The 22,816-nt window shown below is 61.4% G+C and carries 19 protein-coding genes; 16 read left to right on the plus strand and 3 right to left on the minus strand.

The window, feature by feature from the left end; genetic code table 11:
* Positions 1–4 precede the first annotated feature (4 nt).
* The 7 genes from DXT74_RS12015 (at position 5) to DXT74_RS12045 (ending at position 6,767) form a co-directional block, all read left to right on the plus strand.
* Positions 5–943, plus strand: a complete 939-nt coding sequence (locus DXT74_RS12015; RefSeq protein WP_043641406.1) for an ABC transporter permease — start codon at positions 5–7, stop codon at positions 941–943.
* 13 nt (positions 944–956) lie between these two features.
* Positions 957–2,018 (plus strand): ABC transporter permease, encoded by a 1,062-nt coding sequence (locus DXT74_RS12020; protein ID WP_043641404.1) that lies wholly within the window; start codon positions 957–959, stop codon positions 2,016–2,018.
* 17 nt (positions 2,019–2,035) lie between these two features.
* On the plus strand, positions 2,036–3,736 hold the full coding sequence (locus DXT74_RS12025) for an ABC transporter ATP-binding protein (RefSeq protein ID WP_194426052.1): 1,701 nt from the start codon (positions 2,036–2,038) through the stop codon (positions 3,734–3,736).
* 383 nt (positions 3,737–4,119) lie between these two features.
* Positions 4,120–4,479 (plus strand): hypothetical protein, encoded by a 360-nt coding sequence (locus DXT74_RS12030; protein ID WP_194426053.1) that lies wholly within the window; start codon positions 4,120–4,122, stop codon positions 4,477–4,479.
* Positions 4,466–5,452, plus strand: coding sequence for a YncE family protein (locus tag DXT74_RS12035; protein WP_043638999.1), 987 nt, complete (start codon positions 4,466–4,468; stop codon positions 5,450–5,452). The genes DXT74_RS12030 and DXT74_RS12035 overlap by 14 nt, the downstream gene beginning before the upstream one ends.
* A complete protein-coding gene (locus tag DXT74_RS12040) occupies positions 5,449–5,967 on the plus strand; it encodes an RNA polymerase sigma factor (RefSeq protein WP_194426054.1) in 519 nt (172 codons plus the stop codon). The genes DXT74_RS12035 and DXT74_RS12040 overlap by 4 nt, the downstream gene beginning before the upstream one ends.
* Positions 5,964–6,767, plus strand: coding sequence for an anti-sigma factor (locus DXT74_RS12045; protein ID WP_194426055.1), 804 nt, complete (start codon positions 5,964–5,966; stop codon positions 6,765–6,767). The genes DXT74_RS12040 and DXT74_RS12045 overlap by 4 nt, the downstream gene beginning before the upstream one ends.
* Positions 6,768–6,835: 68 nt before the next feature.
* Here DXT74_RS12045 and DXT74_RS12050 read toward each other — a convergent pair whose 3' ends face one another.
* Together DXT74_RS12050 and DXT74_RS12055 are read right to left on the minus strand one after the other, a co-directional pair.
* Positions 6,836–8,236 carry an L-serine ammonia-lyase gene (locus DXT74_RS12050; protein ID WP_019102854.1) on the minus strand — a complete coding sequence of 467 codons (1,401 nt, stop codon included), beginning with the start codon at positions 8,234–8,236 and terminating at the stop codon, positions 6,836–6,838.
* A gap of 73 nt (positions 8,237–8,309) precedes the next feature.
* Positions 8,310–9,599, minus strand: a complete 1,290-nt coding sequence (locus DXT74_RS12055; RefSeq protein ID WP_107733099.1) for an HAAAP family serine/threonine permease — start codon at positions 9,597–9,599, stop codon at positions 8,310–8,312.
* Between the two features lie 1,238 nt (positions 9,600–10,837).
* Between DXT74_RS12055 and DXT74_RS12060 the strand changes: the two genes are divergently transcribed.
* The 4 genes from DXT74_RS12060 (at position 10,838) to DXT74_RS12075 (ending at position 15,923) form a co-directional block, all read left to right on the plus strand.
* Positions 10,838–11,665: a formate/nitrite transporter family protein gene (locus tag DXT74_RS12060; RefSeq protein ID WP_194426056.1), complete on the plus strand. Its 828-nt coding sequence runs from the start codon at positions 10,838–10,840 to the stop codon at positions 11,663–11,665.
* 227 nt (positions 11,666–11,892) lie between these two features.
* Positions 11,893–14,151 carry a formate C-acetyltransferase gene (gene pflB, locus DXT74_RS12065; protein WP_194426057.1) on the plus strand — a complete coding sequence of 753 codons (2,259 nt, stop codon included), beginning with the start codon at positions 11,893–11,895 and terminating at the stop codon, positions 14,149–14,151.
* 187 nt (positions 14,152–14,338) lie between these two features.
* Entirely contained in the window at positions 14,339–14,821 is a 483-nt protein-coding gene (locus tag DXT74_RS12070; RefSeq protein ID WP_194426058.1) for a VOC family protein, read from the plus strand.
* Positions 14,822–15,131: 310 nt separating this feature from the next.
* The gene (locus DXT74_RS12075) at positions 15,132–15,923 is read left to right on the plus strand and encodes a hypothetical protein (protein WP_194426059.1); all 792 of its coding nucleotides are present in this window, start codon (positions 15,132–15,134) and stop codon (positions 15,921–15,923) included.
* A 186-nt stretch (positions 15,924–16,109) separates the two neighbouring features.
* Here the strand turns inward: DXT74_RS12075 and DXT74_RS12080 are convergent, their stop codons facing one another.
* The gene (locus DXT74_RS12080; RefSeq protein WP_194426060.1) at positions 16,110–16,265 is read right to left on the minus strand and encodes a hypothetical protein; all 156 of its coding nucleotides are present in this window, start codon (positions 16,263–16,265) and stop codon (positions 16,110–16,112) included.
* A gap of 273 nt (positions 16,266–16,538) precedes the next feature.
* Between DXT74_RS12080 and DXT74_RS12085 the strand changes: the two genes are divergently transcribed.
* From DXT74_RS12085 to DXT74_RS12105, 5 genes are all read left to right on the plus strand, one after another.
* Positions 16,539–17,213, plus strand: a complete 675-nt coding sequence (locus tag DXT74_RS12085) for a M24 family metallopeptidase (RefSeq protein WP_194426061.1) — start codon at positions 16,539–16,541, stop codon at positions 17,211–17,213.
* A 628-nt stretch (positions 17,214–17,841) separates the two neighbouring features.
* Positions 17,842–18,633: a pyruvate formate-lyase-activating protein gene (gene pflA, locus DXT74_RS12090; RefSeq protein WP_019100689.1), complete on the plus strand. Its 792-nt coding sequence runs from the start codon at positions 17,842–17,844 to the stop codon at positions 18,631–18,633.
* Between the two features lie 92 nt (positions 18,634–18,725).
* Positions 18,726–19,919, plus strand: coding sequence for an acetate/propionate family kinase (locus tag DXT74_RS12095; protein WP_043638994.1), 1,194 nt, complete (start codon positions 18,726–18,728; stop codon positions 19,917–19,919).
* A 115-nt stretch (positions 19,920–20,034) separates the two neighbouring features.
* Positions 20,035–22,119, plus strand: coding sequence for a phosphate acetyltransferase (gene pta, locus DXT74_RS12100; protein WP_114154353.1), 2,085 nt, complete (start codon positions 20,035–20,037; stop codon positions 22,117–22,119).
* 245 nt (positions 22,120–22,364) lie between these two features.
* The gene (locus tag DXT74_RS12105) at positions 22,365–22,769 is read left to right on the plus strand and encodes a DUF3995 domain-containing protein (protein WP_043638989.1); all 405 of its coding nucleotides are present in this window, start codon (positions 22,365–22,367) and stop codon (positions 22,767–22,769) included.
* Positions 22,770–22,816 lie beyond the last annotated feature (47 nt).

Consider the following 22,816-nt stretch of genomic DNA (forward strand, 5'->3'; position numbering starts at 1 on the left):
CGCCATGTCCGCATTCATCATCCGTCGCATTCTGCAGATGATCCCGACCCTGCTCGGCGTCATGCTGCTGGTTTTCACTCTGTTCACCCTGGTGGGCGGCGACCCGTCGCTGGTGCTGGCCGGCAAGCACCTGACGCCGGACGTGCTGGCCAATATCCGCGCCCAGCTGGGCCTGGATAAAAGCTTGCCGGAGCAGTTCTGGCTCTTCGTCAAACAGGTGCTGACGCTGGACTTCGGCACCTCCTGGTCCACTCAACAACCGGTATCCGACATCATCGGCAGCCGCGTCGGCCCCTCGCTGACGCTGACCGGCGCCATGCTGGTGGTGGATCTGTTGATCGCCATCCCGCTGGCGGCGCTGGTCGCCTATTTTCGCGGCGGCCTCACCGATCACATCGTCACCATCGCCTGCACCGTGGCCATGTCGGTCAGCGCGCTGGTCTACATCATCGCCGGCCAGTATTTCCTGGCTTTCAAAATGGGCTGGTTCCCGGTGCGCGGCTGGGGGGACTCCTTCTGGATCAACCTCTTCGTCTATGTGCCGCTGCCGCTGCTGATGGGCCTGATGGTGTCCCTGGGGCCGGATATCCGTTTCTACCGCAGCTTCTTCGTCGAGGAAATCGGCCAGGACTATGTGCGCACCGCGCGCGCCAAGGGCCTGTCCGAGCGCACGGTGATGCTCAAGCACGTGTTGCGCAACGCGCTGATCCCGGTGGTGACCAGCGTGATGATGTCGCTGCCTTATATGTTGATCGGCGCGCTGGTGCTGGAAAGTTTCTTCGGCATTCCCGGCATGGGCAATGAAGTGGTGATGGCGGTGAACAAGAGCGATTTCCCGGTGATCAAGGCCATCACCATCTATATCGCCATCGCCACCATGGTGTTCAATTTGCTGGGCGATCTGGTCTACAAGCTGATCGACCCGCGCGTGCAGCTCAAGTGAGAGAGGGCTGGAGATGACGACATTGCACAATACCGCCGGCGCCGCGCCGGCCGCCCCCTCGCGCGGCTTGTGGGCGCTGGGCTGGCAAAGGCTGAAACGCAAGAAAGTGGGCTTTGTTTCGCTGTGGATCGTGGCGGTCTACCTGCTGCTGGCCGTGGGCGGCTGGTTCAATCTGGTGGGCGGCAGCTGGACCGACGAAATCGCCGTGCCCTACGCGCCGCCTAGCTGGGTGCGGGCCTCCGCCGACGATGTACTGCCGCCGGAACCGGCCAAGCTCGCCCAGGCGTCCGCCCCCATCGTCGCCATGACGCTGGAGGAGGACCCGATAGGCAAGGAGCTGCAACAGGCGCGGCAACATGTGGGCGAATACGCGCAGGCGGACGCGCCCAAGCGCGCCACCTTGCCCTTTGGCGCGGACCTGCGCGGCCGCGATGTGATAGAGAAAACCCTGAAAGGCACCTCCACCTCCATCTTCGTCGGCGTGTTCGGCGCGGTGTCGGCCTTGCTGGTGGGCTGCGCGCTGGGCGCGGCGGCCGGCTATTTCGGCGGCAAGGTGGACGACGCGCTGGGCTGGTTCTACAGCGTGTTCACCTCGGTGCCGGACATGCTGCTGCTGCTGTCCTTCGCCGCCGTCTCCGGCCGCGGCATCACCACCATCGTCGCGGTGATGGCGCTGACCAGCTGGACCGGCACCTTCCGTCTGGTGCGCGCGGAATACCTGAAGCTCAAGGGCCGCGAATACGTTCAGGCGGCGGACGCCATCGGCGCCGGCAATGCCCGCAAAATGTTCGTCCACATCCTGCCCAATATCTCCCACCTGTTGTTGGTGCAGTTTTCCCTGCTCACCGTGGCGCTGATCAAGTACGAAGCCATCCTGTCCTTCCTTGGCTTCGGCGTGGGCGTGCGCCAGGTCAGCCTGGGCTCGATGCTGGCGGAAGCACCCACCGAGCTGATCCAGGGCTATTGGTGGCAAATGCTGGCGGTTACCTTGTCCATGTCGCTGCTGGTCACCGCCTTCAGCCTGTTGGTGGATGCGCTGCGCGACGCGCTGGACCCGCGCGCGGCGGCGAAGTGAGCGGGGGAGAACAGACTATGACCCAAAACCAGACCCTGCTGTCGGTGCGCAACCTCAAAGTGGCGTTCCGCCAGGAGAACGGCGGCGAATTCCAGGCGCTCAAGGGCGTCAGCTTCGACATCCCGGCCAAGCGCACCGTGGCGCTGGTGGGCGAATCCGGCTCCGGCAAATCGGTGACCTCGATGGCCATCATGCGGCTGCTGTCGCCACAGCACGCGCACATCGCCCCGGACAGCCAGATCCTGCTGCAAGGGCGGGATCTGCTCAAGGCCAGCGGCGCCGAGATGCGCGCGCTGCGCGGCAAAGACATCGCGATGATCTTCCAGGAACCGATGAGCTCGCTGAACCCGGTGTTCAGCGTGGGCGAGCAGATCATGGAAGCCCTGATGCTGCACGCCAAGCTGGGCCGCCGCGCCGCGCGCCGGCGCGCGATCGAACTCTTGCGCGAAGTGGGCCTGCCGGAACCGGAAAGCAAGGTGGACAGCTACCCGCACCAGCTATCCGGCGGCCAGCAGCAGCGGGTGATGATCGCGATGGCCATCGCCTGCGAACCCAAGCTGCTGATTGCCGACGAACCCACCACCGCGCTGGACGTGACCATCCAGAAGCAGATCCTGCAACTGATCGCGGACCTGCAGAAGAAGCACGGCATGGCGGTGCTGTTCATCACCCACGACCTGGGCGTGGTGGGCGAGTTCGCCGACGAAGTCATCGTCATGCGTCATGGCGAAATCCGCGAGCAGGGCAATGTGCAGCAAATCTTCGACGCGCCGCAGGACGCCTACACGAAGGCGCTGCTGGCCTGCCGGCCGCACCTGGACCGGCGGCCGCAGCGGCTGGCGGTGATCGACGACTTCCTGCAGCCGGGTGGCTACGTGGAACCGCCGCAGCGCGAGCGCGGCTACCGGGCGGACGACGACATCATCCTGGACGTGCGGGGCCTCAGCAAATCCTTCGACGTGCGCGAAGGCTTGTTCGGCAAACGCCAGTTCCACGCGGTCAAGGACGTGTCCTTCAAACTGGCCAAGGGCAAAACCCTGGGCATCGTCGGCGAATCCGGCTCCGGCAAGACCACCGTCGGCCTGACCCTGGTGCGGCTGCACCAGGCCAGCGGCGGCCAGGCGTTCTTCCACGGTCAGGACCTGCTGGGCATGGACGCCAAGGCCTTCCACGCCTACAAACGCCGCATCCAGATCATCTTCCAGAACCCCTACGCCTCGCTGAACCCGCGCTTCACGGTGGAGCAGATCCTGAGCGAACCGATGCAGCTGCACGGCATCGGCCGCGACGGCGGCGAACGGCGCCAGCTGGCGCAAACCCTGCTGGACAAGGTGGGGATGCCGGCGGGGGCGCTGCAGAAATACCCGCATGAATTCTCGGGTGGCCAGCGCCAGCGCATCGCCATCGCGCGCTGCCTGACCTTGAAACCGGAAGTGCTGATCTGCGACGAATCGGTGTCGGCGCTGGACGTGTCGGTGCAGGCGCAAGTGCTGAACCTGCTGCAAGACCTGCAGGACGAATACGGTCTGTCCTATCTGTTCATCTCGCACGACCTGGCGGTGGTGAAACACATCTCGGACCAAGTGATGGTGATGAACAAGGGGGAAGTGGTGGAGCAGGCGGACGCGGACCAGATCTACCGCGAGCCGCGGGAGAGCTATACCCGCAAGCTGTTGGAGTCGATTCCGCAGGGTTGGGTGGGAATGGCGCCGGCTTGAGACCCTGTTGACGATCTGCTGCGCGTCGGTAGAGACATTGTGCGATGAGTGCCGGCTTCAGAATGCTCATGTACTCTATGTACACTCCGCTTCTTCAGCCGTTTTCGCCTTGTCTCGCCTTAGCTCGCGAGATCGTAAACACGTTCTAAGCGCTGACGGCCATTCGCACAAAACCGCCGGGAAACCGGCGGTTTTTTCATGGTTTGGCGGCAGGAACTGAAAAAAAAAACGCTGCGCGGCGGGAATAAACCGCGCACGCCATCCGTATACCCCGTACTGGACGCCGAATGGTCGGCGGTTTCGCCAAGATGGAACGCCGCGGCGCGGGGCCTTGAGATTTGGGCCGGCAGCCGCCGTGTGTTCTACAACGGGAGGGATTTGCGATGAAAACATGGATGGCGGTGGCGTTGATGGCGCTGAGCGCGGGCGTGTTGGCCGGAGAGGCGGCGTCGATGCGCGACGGCGCGCTGGTGGACGCGCAGGGCATGACGCTGTATGTCTTCGACAAGGACGCGGCCGGCAGCGGCCGCAGCGTGTGCAATCAGGCGTGCGCGGCGCTGTGGCCGCCTTTGCTGGCGGCAGCCGACGACAGCGCGCCGGCGGACTTCAGCCGGATACGCCGCGACGACGGTCAGGCGCAGTGGGCGTATCAGGGCAAACCCTTGTACCGCTTCGCCAAGGACAGTAAGCCGGGCGAGCGCGCGGGCGATGGTTTCAAGGAGATGTGGCATGTGGCGCGTTAACATGCGGGCCGCGCTGCTGTTGGCGGCGCTGTCGGCGCCCTTGGCCTGGGCGCAGGACCCGGCGGCTTTCGATCCGCAAATCCGCAACAACACCCTGGCGGTCAACCCGGCGGAAACCCTGGCGCTGGCCGGCAACAGCTCCCGCGGCACGCTGCTGGCCTATGACTTGCGCGCCGGCAAGCTGCTGCGCGAGCTGCCGGGCTTCGTTACGCCGCGCAATATCGTGTTTTCCCCGGACGGGGAGCGCTTCTACGTCTCGGACAGCAGCAAGGGCGTGGTGGAGCGCTGGCACGCGGGTAGTTGGACGCGGGAAGCCAGCCTGGCGATCGGGCCGGGGGCCTTCGGCACCGCGCTGAATCGCGACGGCAGCCGGCTGTATGTCAATAATCAGGCCGCCGGCAGCCTGACCGTGGTGAACTTGCCGCAATGGAGGGTGGAAAAAGTGCTGACGGGCTTCGCCCAGCCGCGCCAGGGCATCAAGGTGTCGCCGGACGACGGCACCGTGTTCGTCACCAACTTCCTGGGCGACAAAATCACCCTGGTGGACGCGGCCAAGCTGGAGGCTCGCGCCGAGGTGGGCGGCTTCGACAAGCTGCGCGCCATCTCCGTCAGCGGCGACGGCCGCAGCCTGTTCGCCGCCAATAGCGGCGCGGACACGCTGTCCTGGGTGGATGTGGCCAGCCGGGCCGTGATCAAGACGGTGAAAGTGGGGCAGGAGCCTTACGGCGCCGCCTTGCGGCCGGACGGGCGCTTCTTGTATTCCGGCAATCTCAAGAGCAACTCGCTCACCGTGGTGGCCTTGCCTGCGTTCAAGGCGGTGGGGGAAATCACGGGCTTCAGCGGGCCGCGCCAGGCCATCAGCTTCAGCCGCGACAGCGGCAAGGCTTGGGTGTTGAACGAAGACCTGGGTATCGCGGAGGTGGATTTGACGCGCAAGGCCATTGTCCGGGTGCTGGCCCCCGCCGCTGGATGAGCGAGGCCGCCCAGCAGCGCTTCCACCATTTATTGGTGGACTGCATTCCGCGTTTGCGGCGTTATGCCCGCGCCCTGGTGTTTGATCACGGCTCGGCGGACGATCTGGTGCAGGACACGCTGGAGCAAGCCTGGCGCAAATGGCGGCAATGGCGGGATGACCGCGATTTGCGCCCCTGGCTGTTCGGCATCATGCACCGGCTGCACATCGACGATTTTCGCCGTTACGGCGCCAGGCGGCAGCCGCTGGCGGAGGATATGGCCGAGCTGACTGTGGACGCGCCGCAGGAGCGCGGCCTGGCGCTGCGAGAGCTGGCGGCCAATTTGGCTCGGCTGCCCGAGGAGCAACGCGCCGTTCTGCTGTTGTTGGCGCTGGAGGACATGAGCTACCAGCAAATCGCCACGGCGCTGGATATTCCGCTGGGCACGGTGATGTCGCGGCTGAGCCGCGGGCGCGAACGCTTGCGCGGTTTGATGGAGACGGGCGCCGCGCCGGCCGCAGGAGGAGGGGCATGATGAAAACGGTCACGGAACAGGAATTGCAGGCTTATCTGGACGACGCCTTGCCGCTTGAGCGGCGCGCGGCGGTGGAGGCCTATTTGGAACACAATCCGGAGGCGCGGGAGCGGCTGCGGGCTTACCGTCGCTTGCAAGACGACATCGGCGCCTTGTTCGAACCGGCCTTGCGAGAGCCCGTCCCGCCGCGCCTGCTGTCCGCCGCGCTGCCGCCGCCGGCCCCGCCGCGGCTAGGGTGGAGCATGCCATGGTGGCAGGGCGCGGCCGCGTCCCTATTGATGTTGGCGCTGGGCGGCGGCGGCGGCTGGCTGCTGCGTGGTCAGCAGCAAGCGCCGGCTGCGCAGTTGGTCGCGGCGGCGGACAGCCAGGAGCGCCTGCCCAGCTTGGCGGCGATGGCGCATGTGGTGTACAGCCCGGATGTGAAACGTCCGGTGGAAATCGATGCCGAGCATCAGGACCAGTTAGTGGCCTGGCTGTCCAAGCGTCTGCAAAGCCGGGTGAAGCCGCCGCTGTTGAGCGCGCAAGGGTATGAGTTGATCGGCGGCCGGCTATTGCCGGGAGAGCAGGGGCCGGTGGCCCAGTTCATGTACCACAACGCCGCGGGGCAGCGCATGACCTTATACGTAGCCACCACCGCCGAGCCGCGCCGCGACGTCGGCTTCCGCTTCGCCAGCCAGGGGCCGGTGAATGTGTTTTATTGGTGGGACGGCCGCTTCGCCTATGCCTTGTCGGCCGGCTTGGCGCGGGATGAACTGGGGCGGTTGGCGGAGGCGGCTCATCGTCAGTTGCGGCCCACCTAAGGAGCTGAGCGCAAAAAAACGCCGCCGGCTAGCCCCGGCGGCGTTGTCGTTTGACGTCAGGCCTAAGCTCAGGCCGCGTCGTCCACCCAGCGGATGGCCTGGGTTGGCACAACCTTGTTTTCGGTCACGATCTGCAGGGCCAGGCCGCCGCAGGAGGTTTCACGGTACTTGGCGTCCATGTCCTTGCCGGTTTCGTACATGGCGGCAATTACCTTGTCCAGCGACACCTTGGGGCTGCTGACGCGGTGCATGGCCATGCGCGCGGCGTTGATGGCCTTGACCGCGGCGATGGCGTTGCGCTCGATGCAGGGAATCTGCACCTGGCCGCCCACTGGGTCGCAAGTCAGGCCCAGGTTGTGCTCCATGGCGATTTCCGCCGCCATGCACACCTGAGACGGGCTGCCGCCCATCAGCTCGGTCAGGCCGGCCGCGGCCATGGAACAAGCCACGCCCACCTCGCCCTGACAGCCCACCTCGGCGCCGGAGATCGATGCGTTGAGCTTGAACAGGCAGCCAATGGCGCCGGAAGACAGGAAGAAGCGCAGGCAGCTGTCTTCGTCCAGCGGTTGGATGAAGTGGTTGTAGTAGGCCAGCACCGCCGGCACGATGCCGCAGGCGCCGTTGGTGGGCGCGGTGACCACGCGGCCGCCGGCCGCGTTTTCTTCCGACATCGCCATCGCGTACATATTGACCCAGTCCATGACGCTCATCGGGTCATTGGCCACTTGCAAGGAGCTGGTCAGCATGCGGTGCAGCGCCGGCGCGCGGCGCGGAATCCGCATCGGGCCGGGCAGATTGCCCTCGGTGCGCATGCCGCGGTCTATGCTGGTCTTCATCACATCCCACACCTTGGCGAAATGCTGTTCGACATCCTTGGCTTCGTGGAAGGCTTTTTCGTTCTCCATCACCAGCGCGGAAATGGACAAGCCGGTTTCCTCGCACATATCCATCATCTGCTGCGCGCTGAGGAAGTGATACGGCACCGGAGTGTCGCTGCAGGAGCTTTGGTTGAAATGCTCCTCGTCCACGATGAAGCCGCCGCCGATCGAATAATACGTCTTGGTCAGCACGCATTCGTCGCCAACAAAGGCGTGGATCTGCATGCCGTTTTCGTGCATCGGCAGGTTGGCGGTGTGGAAGTCCATATCAAAGCCCACGCGCTGATGGGTGCGGCCCAGCGTCAGTTGGTGGGTTTTTTCCACATCGGCTATCAAGGCCGGGGTTTGTTCCGGGTCCACGGTGTCCGGCAGGTTGCCGGCCAGGCCCAGGATGATGGCGTGGTCGGTGCAGTGGCCCTTGCCGGTCAGGGCCAGCGAGCCGTAGCAATCAACGTGGACATGGGTGACTTGGTTGAAGCGGCCGGTTTCCTTGAGCGAGCCCAGGAACTGGTGGCCGGCCTTCATCGGGCCGACGGTGTGGGAACTGGAGGGGCCGACGCCGATTTTGTAGATATCAGTCATGCTGAACATGATTGGTTACCTCTTGGCTTGATGCTGAGGAACCCGGCCGGCCGTGACCGGCCGGGCTGTCAGAGGAGTGCGATCAGGCGAACAGATCGTAGAAGATGGCGGAGATGGCGATCAGGCCGATCAGAACCACGAAGATGTTGCTGGCAGCGCCGGAGTATTTCTTCATGGACGGCACTTTGGCGATGGCGTACATCGGCATCAGGAACAGCAGCATCGCGATGACCGGGCCGCCCAGGGTTTCGATCATGCCCAGGATGCTGGGGTTGAACGTGGCCACGGCCCAGGTGGTGATGATCATGAACACGGCGGTGAAGCGGTCCAGCTTGGCGGTCTCGATGGACTTGCCGCTCTGGCGCAGTTGCTTGATCACCAGGCCGTTGAAGCCTTCTTTGGCGCCCAGGTAGTGACCCAGGAAGGACTTGCTGATAGCGACGATGGCGATCAGCGGAGCCACCCATTCAATCACCGGGTTGCGGAAGTGGTTGGCCAGGTAGGACAGGATGGAAATGTTCTGCGCTTTGGCGGCGGCCAGGTCGGCCGGGGACAGACTGAATACACAGCTGAACACGAAGAACATCACGGACAGCACCATCATGACGTGAGCGCGGATCAGCACGCGGCCGGCGGCCGGTTCTGCGGCGTCGCCATGCAGCTTCTGCTGGTCAACGGAGAAGGAAGAAATGATGGGCGAGTGGTTGAAGGAGAACACCATTACCGGGATGGCCAGCCACAGCGTTTTGTAGAAGGCGCCTTGGGACAGGGCGTCGCCCAGGCTGCCGGCTTGCTGGATGGCCGCGCCGTTCCATTCCGGAATCAGGTACAGGGCCAGCAGCATCAGGCAGGCGACAAACGGGTAAACCAGCACGCTCATGGCCTTGACGATCATCTTCTCGCCCAGGCGCACGATGGCCATCAGACCCAGAATCAGGATCAGCGACAGAATGGCGCGCGGCGGAGCGGATACGCCCAACTGGTTGACCATGAAGGACTGCACGGTGTTGGTGATGGCCACGCTGTACACCAACAAGATGGGGTAGATGGCGAAGAAGTACAGCAGGGTAATCAGCTTGCCGGCGCCCACGCCGAAGTGCTCTTCCACTACTTCAGTGATGTCCGCGCCCGGCTTGGAGCTGGACAGCACGAAACGGGTGAGGCCGCGGTGAGCGAAAAAGGTCAGCGGCAGGGCCAGCAATGCCATAACAATCAACGGCCACAGGCCGCCGATGCCGGCGTTGATGGGCAGGAACAGGGTGCCGGCGCCAATGGCGGTGCCGTACAGGCCCAACATCCAGACGGTATCTTGCTTGGTCCAGGAAGACGAAGCGCCTGATTTGGGCAGGGGGGTGGAAACGGCTTGAGACATGATATTGGCCTTCATAAAAGACAAATGGGGTAATCGTTTTGGCGCGTCGCTCGGCGGCGCGTCGTTTTCATCTCTTGCTAGACTTTTGGTCAGTAGCTGGAACCGCTGATTAGTGATTGCCGGCTTTCATTGATGTGCATGGTATAGGCAGTTGTACTGCGGTGGTTACACATTTCAGAACATCAGTTGATTCTAATCAACTTTATTTTGAAGCAAAACGAACATCCGAACAAATACTATTTAGAACCCATGACTTACAAATAACATGATGATTTCGTTTTATTGGCATTAAATTGCGCAAAATTGTGTTTTATGAATGATTGTTTCATGAAAGATGGCTCAATTCAAAAGTATGCCAATTTTCGATTTGTCTTGCTTTCGTGTTGCTTTGCTTTTCATGTCTGAATGGATTCGAGCGTAGAGGTGTCGAAAAATCGATGCCATAACGGGTTGTTCGGGCTAGTTTCATCATTTTCGAACACTCCAATGGCATGTTCGCTCTTGTGTGCAGGTGGCCTTGTTGTTGTCTGTTTAGGCGGGTTTTTTGCTTGTGAGTTTGTATTTAAGCTGTTGACTATTAATGAATATTTTGTGATTTTTCTTGGGGAGGGAAGCTTGGGGAAGGGGGCTTGCAAGCAGCGGAACGGCCTGCGCTTCGTTAGGGAAACCACTATATCAGCATAGCGGGCGACGCTCCGGGAAGTATGAAAATATGAAATTTAAGGCATAAAATATGTTCGAAAACGAACAAAAATATTTCAAAACGAACAATATTTGGTTGTTTTCTAACATGTCCATGGATTTCAAACGTTTGTTTTTGGTGCAAAATTATGATTTTTAAGGGTTTTGTCTGTGTTGCTTATCGCGCAAACTTGGCGGGTGATGGCGTCTTACTGGAAACAAAGGCGGCGCAGCTGGATCTTGAGTAGTCAAAAAGCATGTAGTGGATGAGCAGTGAGAAAGTTGTGAATCCGAGCGCGCGACGGAAAGACCTAGGTTTGATGGTTATCAAACAAGAATGAAGCATTCCGAACATAAAATTTTCGTGAACCAACAATCCGTGCACCCGTTCGCGTGGGAACCAACCACCCAGGCAGCCAACAAACGCATTGCAGCAACTGGGCTTGAGCCGGCCTCTCCGCCGGGCAGCCTTAGAGACGGCATAGTCAGTTGATAGGCTTCCTAATAAGGTTGACCCGCACGCAGGCGGCTCTGCCCAAGCTCGCGAAATGAAAAATATGAACCACGCCTCCACACTCGCCTATGTCGCGGCCGAAGCCGCCTCCAAACAGACCGTGCTGCGACAGCACCCTGGGCGCTACCTGTTAAGCGCCGGCATGGCCGGCGCGCTGATCGCCGTAGTGCTCAGCGTCAGCCTCAAGCTGGGCCAGGTCTTCTTCGCCGTCGGCTCCCCCGGCTACTACATCGCCGTGGCCGGCTTCTTTGGCGTGGCTCTGGTTAGCATCATCGTTTGCAAACTGGAGCTGTTCACCAGCAACGTCATGTACTTCAGCGTGGGCGTGCTCAGCGGCGATTGCCGCGTGTGCAACCTGCTGCGCAGCTGGGCCATGGTCTACCTGGGCAATCTGCTGGGCGTGCTGTTGTTCACCGCGGTGTTCGCCGGAGCGGGCGGCATGGGCAACCTGCCGGCCGACCACCTGCTGTTCAACGTGGCCGCGCACAAAGTGCACGCCGGCGGTTGGGAAATTTTCTGGAAGGGCGCGCTGTGCAACTGGGTGATCTGTCTGGCGGTGTGGGTGCCGCTGCGCATGGCCGGGGACGCCGCCAAGATGCTGATGATCCTGCTGCTGGTCTTCGTGTTCTTCTTCTCCGGCTTTGAGCACAGCATCGCCAATATGGCCTTCTTCTCGCTGGCTCTGCTGCACGGCATGCAAGGCCTGGACGCCGCCGCCATCCTGCACAATATGATTCCGGCCACCTTGGGCAATATCGCCGGCGGCGCGCTGGGCGTGGGCCTGGTGGTTTACCTGTTGGAGCGCCACACCCTGCCGGCGCGGCGTGAAGCCGCAAAACCGGCCGCGACGGTGCTCGGAAGTCGTGTTTGATGTTCGTTTTCGAATGTAATGCGCCGATTACAATGACGACGTGTTTGCTATGGTTTTCATGGTATTGAAAATAAAGCGTTTTTTCTGGTTTTTTACGGGCGCTGCGTTTGTGGGGCCGGCTGCGTTTTAGTCTGCGGCAGTTGATCTTTATCAAACGATTTTTTTCGAAACCGAATGTACAATATGTTCAGTACTCAACATTTACTGATAGTTACTAGGAGGCACACATGGATGCTCTGAATCGTGACGCGACTCAAGCCAACCCCTGGCGCGATTTCACCGGTGGTGAATGGCAAAGCAAGGTGGATGTCCGCAACTTCATCCAGCTGAACTACAAGCCGTATGAAGGCGACGCCAGCTTCCTGGCGCCCGCTACCGCGCGTACCCAAAAGCTGTGGGACACCCTGAGCGAGTTGCTGAAAGAAGAACGCGCCCGTGGCGTGCTGGATGTATCCGCGGATCGCGGCAGCTCCATCACCGCGCATGACGCCGGCTACATCGACCAAGCCAGCGAAGTCATCGTCGGCCTGCAAACCGATGCTCCGCTCAAGCGCGCCATCATGCCCAACGGCGGCCTGCGCATGGTTGAGAACGGCCTGGAAGCCTTCGGCTTCAAGCTGGACCCGGTCATCAAGGATGTGTGGACCCACTATCGCAAGAGCCACAACCAGGGCGTGTTCGACACCTACACCCCGGACATCATGGCCGCGCGTAAATCCGGCGTGATCACCGGCCTGCCCGACGCCTACGGCCGCGGCCGCATCATTGGCGACTACCGCCGCGTGGCCCTGTACGGCACCGACTTCCTGCGCGCCGAACGCCAAAAAGTATTCCATGATCTGGACGACGCCGTTTTCAACGAAGACGTGCTGCGCCTGCGCGAAGAACTGTCCGAACAATTCCGCGCGCTGGACGAACTGAAGCAGATGGCCGCCAAGTACGGCTTCGACATCAGCCGCCCGGCCGTCAACGCCCGCGAAGCGGTGCAGTGGACTTACTTCGCTTACCTGGCCGCCGTGAAAGAACAAAACGGCGCCGCCATGTCCTTCGGCCGCGTCGCCACTTTCCTGGACGTCTACATCGAGCGCGATCTGGCCTCCGGCGCGCTGACTGAAGAACAAGCCCAGGAAATGATCGACGACCTGGTGATCAAGCTGCGTATCGTGCGCTTCCTGCGCACCCCGGAATACGATCAACTGTTCTCCGGCGACCCGACCTGGGTAACCGAATCCATCGGCGGCATGGGCGAAGACGGCCGCACCCTGGTGAGCAAGAACAGCTTCCGCTTCCTCAACACCCTGTACAACCTGGGCCCGGCGCCGGAACCCAACCTGACCGTGTTGTGGTCCACCCAGCTGCCGCGCGGCTTCAAGGACTTCTGCGCCAAAGTGTCCATCGACACCAGCTCCATCCAGTACGAAAACGACGACCTGATGCGTCCGCACTGGGGCGACGACTACGGCATCGCCTGCTGCGTGTCCGCGATGCGCATCGGTAAGCAAATGCAATTCTTCGGCGCCCGCGCCAACCTGGCCAAAGCCATGCTCTACGCCATCAACGGCGGCGTGGATGAAAAATCCGGCGTGCAAGTGGCCAAGGGCTTCGAGCCGATCAAGAGCGACGTGCTGACCTACGAAGAACTGATGCCCAAGTTCGACCTGCTGATGGACTGGCTGGCCGCCACTTACGTCAAGGCGCTGAACTGCATCCACTACATGCACGACAAATACGCCTACGAACGCATCGAAATGGCGCTGCACGACCGCGACATCCTGCGCACCATGGCTTGCGGCATCGCCGGCCTGTCCGTGGCCGCCGACTCCCTGTCCGCCATCAAGTACGCCAAAGTGCACATCATCCGCAACGAAGCGGGCCTGGCGGTGGACTACAAGATTGAAGGCGACTACCCGGCTTACGGCAACAACGACGACCGCGCCGACAGCATCGCGGTATGGCTGACCGAAACCTTCATGGAGAAGATCAAGGCCCAGCCGCACTTCTACCGCAACGCCATGCCGACTCAATCCGTGCTCACCATCACCTCCAACGTGGTGTACGGCAAGAAAACCGGCAACACCCCGTGCGGCCGCCGCGCCGGCGAACCGTTCGCCCCGGGCGCCAACCCGATGAACGGCCGCGACGTGAAAGGCTTTGTCGCCGCGGGCGCATCGGTAGCCAAGCTGCCGTATGAAGCCGCGCTGGACGGCATCAGCTGGACCGCCTCCGCCACCCCGGACGCGCTGGGCCATAGCGAAGAAGAACGCGTAGCCAACCTGGCCAACTGCCTGGACGGCTTCTCCGACGCCGGCGGTTTCCACGTCAACGTCAACGTGTTCAAGCGCGAAACCCTGATGGACGCGATGGAGCACCCGGAGCTGTACCCGCAACTGACCATCCGCGTGTCCGGCTATGCGGTGAACTTCGTCAAGCTGACGCGCGAGCAACAGCTGGACGTGATCAACCGCACCTTCCACGGCAGCATGTAAGCGCAACGCCGCTGGCCACCGCGACGGCCAGCCGGCACAACGCCAAGCCTCCCTTTGGGGAGGCTTTTTTTATGCGCTGTTGTTTGGGATCAATGCCGCAAAAAATGCCTATGTGCTATAAAATGGTTTCATTTATACGTCATGTTTTCTGGTCGCCAGCGAAACCCCAGCGCGCCGGAGGAGAGTTATGAACAAAAACACCATCTGCCTGTGGTACGACGGCGACGCCGAAGACGCTGCGCGCTTCTACGCCGCCACCTTCCCGGACAGCCGCGTCGGCGCGGTGCTGTGCGCGCCCGGCGATTACCCGGCCGGCAAGGAAGGCGACGTGCTTACCGTGGAGTTCACCGTGCTGGGTATCCCGTGTCTGGGTATCAATGGCGGTTCGGCCTTCAAACATAGCGAAGCCTTTTCCTTTCAAGTGGCCACCGAAGACCAGGCCGAAACCGACCGCCTGTGGCAAGCCATCGTCGGCAACGGCGGCCAAGCCAGCGCTTGTGGCTGGTGCAAGGATAGATGGGGCCTAAGCTGGCAAATCACGCCGCGCGTGCTGACCGAAGCGCTGGCCGATCCGGACCGCGCTGCCGCCAAGCGGGTGTTCGACGCGATGATGGGGATGGTGAAGATTGATATTGCGGGGATTGAGGCGGCGAGGAGGGGATGGTTATGAGTGGGAAAGTTTTATCTTTGCTGGGGGCGGCTGACTGCCGGTAACGGATATCAAGGAAATTGCTCCAAAGCAGCCGTAAGCGAGAGGAGTTCACAGGATGACAGCCTGCACCGCGGATGGCGCAATCCCTATGTCATTGTCTGAGCCGCGTATTGCTGCAAATATCCTCGTAGATATTTCCTGGAATCTCAAAATAGCCTGGAGCGCGGGCTTCCCGGCTGTTGTGCTATTCAGGGGATACAGCACTCTACCAGCATTATTTATTTGTAATGCTATATGTTTTCGCAATGCTTTTTGAATAAAAATACATATGGAAAAAGTAAAAATAAAGCTCGTCACAATCGGCCACCTCCCGTTACATCTAAACCTCCGGCGGGTCTCCGCGTGGAGCTCAGAAGCATTTGAGCTTGTCGGGGGTATTGATAATTTCGATTTGCGCTGTGATTCAGATGGCCCTGACTGGGAGTTTTCCGACAACCTCTTGAGAAGGCAGCTTCCTGCCCTCTCCGGTGCAGATTTTCTCTTGACAATTGTCAACGTTCCGATTGAAGACAACTGGTACTGCAGGCGGCTCGGAAACAATCAGGTCGTCTTTACGTTCAGCCAAATTAGGGAGTTTCTTGCTTGGGAAAACATCCCGCTTGAAAATGCAATCCTTCGGGTTCTCTATGCCAATACACTTCTCTATCTCCGTTCAGGGAACAAGATACCGGGGCTTAGCGAAGCCCAAAGTTTCACTCATGATGAAACGCGCGGATGCCTTTTCGACATGAATGGCATTAAGTCTGATCTGGTTGAGTCTTGCAATAAACCTGTTGTGTGTGGTGAGTGCGAAGAACGGCTAAGAAACGAGCGCGTGTCTAATCAAACAATTAATACAGTGCAAAAAGAGATAAAACAAATTCGAAAGCAACTGTACTACAGAGTATTCGACTTTGTTAAGGCAAAGCCTGTAATTGCCTTGGCTATTTCAAGTGTGTTTGCAATTTTTCTCGGTGTTACTGGATCGTTAATAGCTTCGTTCATATACGACGGCATTAAGTCTTCACCGCCACCAGGCATAGCAAGTCAATCCAGCGGACCCGCTAAAGCAGGTCGTTGACTACTAACGTTAGAAGATCAAGCGGATACCCCATTCAGTCGCCCCTAAGCTAGCACCTTAATCATCCGCTTTCCAAAGCGCCGACTGTCGCCTTTGGATCGTAAGTTGCTAGCAGCTAACCACTGATTATTCCAAGAAGCCCCACCCCCAAACCAAACCCCGGCCTAAGCCGGGGTTCGTTCTTCCTTACTTCTTCTCTATCTTCCGCACCGAGCGGTTTTCCATATTCTTGCGTTTGACCTGCGCCTGCTGTTGGCGGTGCAGTTCGTCAACATGCTCGAACACGTCCACCTTGCGCGCGGCCAGCGTCAGCATGGCTTCCAGATAGTTGAAGAAGCCCACCCGGAAGCCGCGTTGTTCCGGTTTGCGGAAGTCGATGTCGCGGGTGATGCGCGCCAGCAGGCTTTGGCCGCGGTAGCCGGGGTTGTCTTTTCGCCATTGGACGAAGTGCGCGCCGCATTCGCGGCCATAGGCGCAGTCGGCGGCGTCGTTCGGGTTTGTAGTGGCGGGCGGGCTGATTAGGTTTGTGATTTGAATGTCATTATTTGGCCGCGCTGCGGTATAATCCTTTGCCCATTCGTCTCTTGGTCTTTACCTCAAGATAGGGCACTCCTCATGACCTCAGTTTCTCTCCCTCCGGAAGTGGTGGGCAGCGCTTTCTCTCTGGACAAAATGATCGCCGCTCGCGACAAAACCATGGCGGCGGTGCGGCGCATCGCCGCGCAGATCCGCCCCGGCATGACCGAGCAGCAGGCCAAGGATTTGGCCAAGGCGGAACTGGAAAGCATGGGCATGGACCGCATCTGGCACGGCATCATCGTCCGCTTTGGCCGCAGCACGCTGAAAATCTTCAAGCAGCAGATCGATCCAGACAATGTGCTGCTGGACGACGATATCTTCTTCATCGACTTGGGCATCGTTTGGGACGGCCACGAGGGCGATGCCGGCGATACCTTCGTTATTGGCGATAATGCGCGCAAGCAGGCCTGTGCCGAGGCGGCGCGCCAGCTGTGGCAGGAAGTGGCGGAGAAATGGCGGCGCGAACGGCTGGCCGGCCCGGCCTTGTACCAGTACGCGGCGGAACGTGCGGAGCAGATGGGCTGGCGGCTGAATCTGGACATCAAGGGCCACCGGGTGTCGGACTTTCCGCACTCCATTTATAAGGCTGGCAGCTTGGGCGATTTCGCCCAATGCCCGGACACGGGTTTGTGGATTCTGGAAATCCAGATTGCCGATCCGTCCGGCGAGTTTGGCGCGTTCTATGAAGACTTGTTGGTGATCGAGTCCTGATCCACGACGGGGGGCGGCGAGCCGACCACCCTGGCTTCCGCGCAGCGGATTCAACACCCAAACGCCCCCGCCAATCGTTATTCCTCCCGCCGCGCTCCCGGATAACGCATTTCTTCCTCCGCTATGCCGCCGCCCCACACCGAATTGGGGGCGGCCATTTCATTGGCGCCTCTCCATGGCGGTTGTCCGGCGGGCATGGCATGGCTTTGGTATGACGGCTGCCGATAATGATATTTGCAAAAACGGGCCGTGGTTTGATCCAGCTCAGTTGCGGTCCGGTGCTTGCTGGGCCGGGTTTATGCTGACGGGGTGTTATGACGATGTTCGCGAACGAGCGGAAATATTGCAGTGCAAGGTAAAACTAACGACTGTTTTAACTGGAACTCCACGTAAATCAAGGGTTTGCCGGGGAGGGTGAGCGGGGCGATGTGGCGTGCGCACATCACAATGTACGCTTTTGACCTGTATCAAACACATATTTTCGTTTTAGAATATAAAATGTGTTCGTAAAATAACATTTGTGTTCGGCTCTGGCGTTTGGGGATAGCCCCCGTTCGGAACCGCGCACTATGCTTTAAAAGGCGGCCTGTTAAGGGCCGGCCTCTGTCGGCCATAGGAGCACAAACGCATGCCAGATACCCAAACCGCCGTGGACACGGTCCCGCAAGAACACGCCATGTCTCCCGAATCCGTGGTGGGTTACCTGCATTCCACGGAGAGCGGGGCCGGGGTGGACGGGCCTGGCATGCGCTTTGTCTTCTTCACCTCGGGCTGCCAGTTCCGCTGCCTATACTGCCATAACCCGGATACCTGGAAGCTGCACAACGGCCGCCAGGTCACGGTGGAGCAGGCGATGGCGGAGCTGGAACCGTATGCGCGCTTTTTGAAGTTCGCCGGCGGCGTGACGGTGTCCGGCGGCGAGCCGCTGATGCAAGACGGTTTCGTGGGCGAGCTGTTCCGCGAGGCCAAGCGCCGCTTCGGCCTGCACACGGCCTTGGACACTCAGGGCTTTTTGCACGAGCGGGTGAGCGACGAGTGGTTCGACGCGGTGGATCTGGTGATGCTGGACATCAAGCATTCGGACCCGGAGCGCTATCACGCGCTGACAGGCCAGCCCTTGCAGCCGACGCTGGACTTTGCCCGCCGCCTGCAACGGCTGGGCAAGAAAATGTGGGTGCGTTACGTGCTGGTGCCGGGTTTGACCGACGGCGACGAGGACATCAGCAGGCTGGCGGATTTCGTTGCCGGCCTGGGCAGTGTGGTGGAGCGGGTTGAGGTGTTGCCCTTCCATCAGTTGGGCATGGACAAATGGCAGAAGCTGGGCATGGAATACCAGTTGGCGGATACGCCGATTCCCACGCCGGAGCAGGTCAAACGTGCCCGCGAGTTGTTTTCCTGTAAAGGTTTGAAGGTGACTTGAGCGCCTTCCGGCCTGTGGTTTTTGGCTGGCAGCGTCGCCCGGAGCGGCGCTGCTTGTTTATCGAATTATTTATCATGAATCGCTGATATATTATGACGACATCTTCTGAAATTCTGGTGATCAACTGTGGCAGTTCCTCGCTGAAGTTCGCGCTGCTGCCCAAGGGCTCCAGCGAGCCGCTGTTGTCCGGCCTGGCCGAGTGCCTGGGTCTGGCGGATTCGCGCATCATTTTCAAAACCGCGGAAGGCAAGAAGACGGAGTCGCTGAACGGCGGCAGCCACGCCGAGGCGATGGAAGCGCTGACCCGTTTCATGGGCGAGCATGAGTGGCTGGACAGCGTGGTTGCCATTGGCCACCGCATCGTTCACGGCGGCGAGCGCTTCCAGGCGTCCGCGCTGATCACCGACGAAGTGCTGGCCGGCATCGAAGAATGCTGCGCGCTGGCGCCGCTGCACAATCCGGGCCACCTGGTGGGCATCCGCGCCGCGCAGAAAGCCTTCCCCAAGCTGCCGCAGGTTGTGGTGTTCGACACCGCCTTCCATCAGACCATGCCCAAGCCGGCCTATATGTACGCCGTGCCGCAGCGTTTCTACAAAGAATACGGCGTGCGCCGCTACGGCATGCACGGCACCAGCCACCGCTTCATCGCCGGCGAAACCGTGGCCGAGCTGAAGCTGGATCCGGCTAATCACGGCATCCTGATCGCCCACCTGGGCAACGGCGCTTCCGCTTCCGCGGTGAAGAACGGCAAGTGCATGGACACCACCATGGGCATGACCCCGCTGGAAGGCCTGATCATGGGCACCCGTTCCGGCGATATCGATCCGGCCGCGGTGACGTTCATCGCCCGCAAGGAAGGCCTGGATCTGGACGGCATCGACAATCTGCTGAACAAGCAGAGCGGCCTGCTGGGCATTTCCGGCGTGTCCAGCGACTGCCGCGCTCTGGAAGAAGCGGCGGCGGAAGGCAATGTGGACGCGCAACTGGCGCTGGACATGTTCGCCCACCGTCTGGCTCGCCTGCTGGGCGGCCTGGCCACCTCGCTGGACCGCATCGACGCCCTGGTGTTCACCGGCGGCATCGGCGAAAACTCCAGCCTGCTGCGCGAAAAAACCCTGAACCACATGAAGGTGCTGGGCTTCGCCGTGGATGCGGCCGCCAACGAACGCGCCGTGCGCGGCAACACCGGCGTGATCAGCCAGCCGGGCACTACCACCGCGCTGGTGATGGCCACCAACGAAGAGTGGATGATCGCCAAGGATACCGCCGACCTGGCCGGTATCTGATAGGGTCTCGCGGCGCAAGCCGCGTCTGTATCGCGCGGCCGGCGCTCCGTCGGCCGCCGCCTGATTCTGAACGCCGGGCCGCCTTGCGGCGGAGCGCGCGTCGAAAGTAAAACTCATGACATCGCAACAACCGAAACGAGTGTTTTTCCTGGCTTCCTATGGTTCGGACGCCGGGCTGACCTCCATGACCCTGGGCCTGGTGCACGCGCTGGAGCGCGACGGCATCAAGGTGGGCTTCGTCAAGCCCATCGCGCAGCCCGCCAGCGTGGGCGCCGAGCTGTCCAGCCACTTTGCCCGCCAGCTGTGCAATATCGACGCGCCGGCGTCCATCCCCTTCGCCCGCGCTCAAGCCATGCTGCGCGAAGGCGAGCTGGCCACCTTGATGGAGGACGTGGTGCGCCTGGCGGAACAGGCGCGCGACAATCACGACGTGCTGATCGTTGAAGGCCTGGTGCCGGACAGCGACGCGCAAACCGCCATTCGCCTGAACGCGGAAATGGCCGGCAGCCTGTCCGCCGAACTGCTGCTGGTGCTGTCCGGCGCCGGCCGCGGCGCGCGCGACATCGCCGAATGTGTGCAACTGGTGCAGCGTCAGTTTGGCGCAGACGGCAACGGCAAACTGGCCGGCCTGCTGCTGAACCGCGGCGCGGAGTGCGGCAATCTGGCCGGCCTGCGCGCCGAGCTGGCGGAGCTGGGCTGCGCCACGCCGCTGCTGGGTTGCGTGCCGTACGACGCCAAACTGGACGCGCCGCGCGTGCTGGACGTGGTCAGCGCGCTGGGCTTGAAGATTGAACACGCCGGCCAGATCGAGCAAGCGCGCATGCGCGAAACCGTGGTGGCGGCCCGCACCGTGGAGAAAATGGCCGAACGCCTGCTGCCGGGCACCCTGGTGGTGACGCCGGGCGACCGCAGCGACGTGGTGTTGGCCACCTCGCTGGCCATGCTGCGCGGCGTGCCGCTGGCCGGCCTGCTGCTGACCTGCGGCGAACCGGTTTCCGGCAGCATCCTGCCGCTGATCCAGTCCGCGCGCCAAGCCGGCCTGACCATTCTGTCCACCGAGCGCGACACCTATGAGACCAGCACCATGCTGGCCAATCTGGACCGCCACGTGGCGATGGAAGACGCCGAGCGCATGCAGGCGATGATCGACTTCGTGGCCGAGCGCATCGACACCGCGGTGCTGGTGCAGAAGATCGGCGAGCCGCGCGAAGTGCGCCTGCCGCCGCCGGCCTTCCGTCATCGTCTGATCGAGAGCGCGCGCCGCTCGCAAAAGCGCATCGTGCTGCCGGAAGGCGACGAGCCGCGCACCATCCAGGCCGCCGCCATCTGCCACGAGAAGGGCATCGCCCGCTGCGTGCTGATTGGCGAACCGGAGCGCATCCGCCAGGTGGCGGAAGCCCAGGGCGTGACGCTGCCGGCCGACATTGAAATCCTGGCCCCGAAAGAGGCCGCCGGCCGCTACGTGGCGCCGATGATGGAAATGCGCAAGAGCAAGGGTCTGACCGCGCAGCAGGCGGAGGAGCAACTGGAAGACAGCGTGGTGATCGGCACCATGATGCTGGCCCTGAACGAGGTGGACGGCCTGGTATCCGGCGCGGTGCACACCACCGCCAACACCATCCGTCCGGCGTTGCAACTGATCAAGACCGCGCCGGGCGCCAGCATCGTGTCCAGCATCTTCTTCATGTTGATGCCGGATCAGGTGCTGGTTTACGGCGATTGCGCGGTGAACCCGGACCCGAACGCGGAACAGCTGGCGGACATCGCCATCCAGTCTGCCGATTCCGCTCGCGCCTTCGGCCTGAGCCCGCGCGTGGCGATGATCTCTTACTCCACCGGCACTTCCGGCAGCGGTTCGGACGTGGAGAAAGTGCGCGAAGCCACCCGCATCGCCAAGGAAAAGCGCCCGGATCTGATGATTGACGGCCCGATGCAGTACGACGCCGCCAGCGTGGAGTCCGTAGGCCGCCAAAAGGCGCCGGACAGCGAAGTGGCCGGCCGCGCTAACGTCTTCGTGTTCCCGGACCTGAACACCGGCAACACCACTTACAAGGCGGTGCAGCGCTCCGCCGGCGTGGTGTCGGTGGGCCCGATGCTGCAAGGCCTGCGCAAGCCGGTCAACGATCTGTCGCGCGGCGCGCTCGTGGACGACATCGTCTACACCATCGCCCTGACGGCGATCCAGGCGGACGCGCAGTAAGAGCCTGTTTACGCGCTAAGTCAACACGCGCTAAGCGGCTCCAGCCCCGCGTGATCCGAGCGTAATCCAAAAACAGCCCCCGGCGTTTTGCGTCGGGGGCTGTTTTGTTTAAAGCTTATCGAGCGCGCGCGGGCTTTGTCCGGCGTTGCCGTTTTTTGGCGGTAGATCAATGCAGATGGGATTGTGTTATAATCAAAGGGAGGTTGAACTTCCGATAAACATTTAATTAGAAAGGGAACCTGCTTATGCTGAGCCTGTTTTTGATTACTGTTTTTCTGATTATCAGTCTGATCCATTGCTACTGGGCCCTGGGGGGCACTGTAGGAATGGGCGCGGCCGTGCCCGAGGTGGACGGCAAGCCCTTGTTCCAGCCTTCCCGCGGCGGCACTTTCGCGGTGGCCGGCGTACTGGCCTTGTCGGCGCTGGCGGTTGCGCTGCATGGTCATCTGACCCGCTTCTGGCAAATGGAGACCGTGCGTTGGGGTTTGCTGGCGCTGGCGGCCGCATTGCTGTTGCGCGGCATCGGCGAATTCCGCTATGTCGGTTTGTTCAAGAGCGTTCGCGATAGCCGCTTCGCCCGCAACGACACTCGTTTCTATTCCCCCTTGTGCCTGCTGCTGGGCGCGTCCTTGCTGTTCCTGGCCTGGTAAGCAGTGAAAAGCGGGCGGCGCGAGCCGCCCGCTATCCGTGGTTCTCA

Origin of the sequence: Chromobacterium sp. Rain0013, from assembly GCF_015291765.1 — a bacterium.
GTDB lineage: Bacteria > Pseudomonadota > Gammaproteobacteria > Burkholderiales > Chromobacteriaceae > Chromobacterium > Chromobacterium haemolyticum.

Coding starts and splice junctions, on each gene's coding strand:
- DXT74_RS12015 (WP_043641406.1), top strand. CDS start 5: ATGTCCGCATTCATCATCCGTCGCATTCTGCAGATGATCCCGACCCTG.
- DXT74_RS12020 (WP_043641404.1), top strand. CDS start 957: ATGACGACATTGCACAATACCGCCGGCGCCGCGCCGGCCGCCCCCTCG.
- DXT74_RS12025 (WP_194426052.1), top strand. CDS start 2,036: ATGACCCAAAACCAGACCCTGCTGTCGGTGCGCAACCTCAAAGTGGCG.
- DXT74_RS12030 (WP_194426053.1), top strand. CDS start 4,120: ATGAAAACATGGATGGCGGTGGCGTTGATGGCGCTGAGCGCGGGCGTG.
- DXT74_RS12035 (WP_043638999.1), top strand. CDS start 4,466: ATGTGGCGCGTTAACATGCGGGCCGCGCTGCTGTTGGCGGCGCTGTCG.
- DXT74_RS12040 (WP_194426054.1), top strand. CDS start 5,449: ATGAGCGAGGCCGCCCAGCAGCGCTTCCACCATTTATTGGTGGACTGC.
- DXT74_RS12045 (WP_194426055.1), top strand. CDS start 5,964: ATGATGAAAACGGTCACGGAACAGGAATTGCAGGCTTATCTGGACGAC.
- DXT74_RS12050 (WP_019102854.1), bottom strand. CDS start 8,236: ATGTTCAGCATGACTGATATCTACAAAATCGGCGTCGGCCCCTCCAGT.
- DXT74_RS12055 (WP_107733099.1), bottom strand. CDS start 9,599: ATGTCTCAAGCCGTTTCCACCCCCCTGCCCAAATCAGGCGCTTCGTCT.
- DXT74_RS12060 (WP_194426056.1), top strand. CDS start 10,838: ATGAACCACGCCTCCACACTCGCCTATGTCGCGGCCGAAGCCGCCTCC.
- pflB (WP_194426057.1), top strand. CDS start 11,893: ATGGATGCTCTGAATCGTGACGCGACTCAAGCCAACCCCTGGCGCGAT.
- DXT74_RS12070 (WP_194426058.1), top strand. CDS start 14,339: ATGAACAAAAACACCATCTGCCTGTGGTACGACGGCGACGCCGAAGAC.
- DXT74_RS12075 (WP_194426059.1), top strand. CDS start 15,132: ATGGAAAAAGTAAAAATAAAGCTCGTCACAATCGGCCACCTCCCGTTA.
- DXT74_RS12085 (WP_194426061.1), top strand. CDS start 16,539: ATGACCTCAGTTTCTCTCCCTCCGGAAGTGGTGGGCAGCGCTTTCTCT.
- pflA (WP_019100689.1), top strand. CDS start 17,842: ATGCCAGATACCCAAACCGCCGTGGACACGGTCCCGCAAGAACACGCC.
- DXT74_RS12095 (WP_043638994.1), top strand. CDS start 18,726: ATGACGACATCTTCTGAAATTCTGGTGATCAACTGTGGCAGTTCCTCG.
- pta (WP_114154353.1), top strand. CDS start 20,035: ATGACATCGCAACAACCGAAACGAGTGTTTTTCCTGGCTTCCTATGGT.
- DXT74_RS12105 (WP_043638989.1), top strand. CDS start 22,365: ATGCTGAGCCTGTTTTTGATTACTGTTTTTCTGATTATCAGTCTGATC.